Consider the following 817-nt stretch of genomic DNA (forward strand, 5'->3'; position numbering starts at 1 on the left):
CCCTCCCTCCCTCAACGCCATGCGGGCCTTCGAGGCGGCGGCGCGCCGTGGCGGCTACGTCGCGGCGGCGCAGGAACTCCACGTCACCCCGGCGGCGATCGGCGCCCAGGTGAAGGGGCTCGAAGCCTGGCTCGGCCGGCCGCTCTTCCATCGCCGGCCGAACGGCCTGCTCCTGACCGCCGAGGGGAGGGCGGTGCTGCCGTCCCTCACCACGGCCTTCGATGCGATGAACCACGCGGTGCGGGTGATGCGGGCGGTCGGCCGGCCCCGCAGCCTGACGCTGGCGGCCCTGCCCTGCATCGCCCAGCTCTGGCTCACACCCCGGCTGCCGGATTTGCAAGCCGCCTTCGATCTCGACGTCGCGATCCTGACCCGGGACGACCCGCCGGACTACGCCCGGGAGCTCGTCGATCTCGGCCTGTATTTCGGCGATGCCGCACCCGACGGCTGCACCTCGACGGTGCTGGCCCGGGACGACCTGTTTCCCGTCTGCGCGCCCTCGCTGGCGGCGGGCTTGCGCCATCCGCGGGATTTGAGCGGGACGACGCTCCTGCACGATTCGGTCTGGCGCGAGGACTGGCCGCGCTGGCTCGCCCGCCATGGGGCCGGGGCCCTGCGCCCGGCCCGGGAGGCGGCATTCTCACTCTACGGCATCGCCCTCGACGCGGCGCTCGCCGGCCACGGCGTGCTCATCGGGCACAGCGCACTGGTGGGCGAGGCGCTGGCGGCCGGGCGCCTCGTCGCGCCGTTCGGGGACCGGATGGTGGCGGGAGCGCCGCTGCGGCTGATCGTGCCGGAAGGCGGGGAGGGGGGCCGG

The 817-nt window shown here is 75.0% G+C and carries 1 protein-coding gene; it reads left to right on the forward strand.

Features of this window, described 5'->3' with window-relative positions:
- The coding region (locus VQ03_RS29775; protein WP_053078792.1) for a LysR substrate-binding domain-containing protein at nt 1-817 on the forward strand (817 nt) is incomplete at both ends.

Source organism: Methylobacterium tarhaniae (genome assembly GCF_001043955.1).
In the GTDB taxonomy this organism is placed as follows: domain Bacteria; phylum Pseudomonadota; class Alphaproteobacteria; order Rhizobiales; family Beijerinckiaceae; genus Methylobacterium; species Methylobacterium tarhaniae.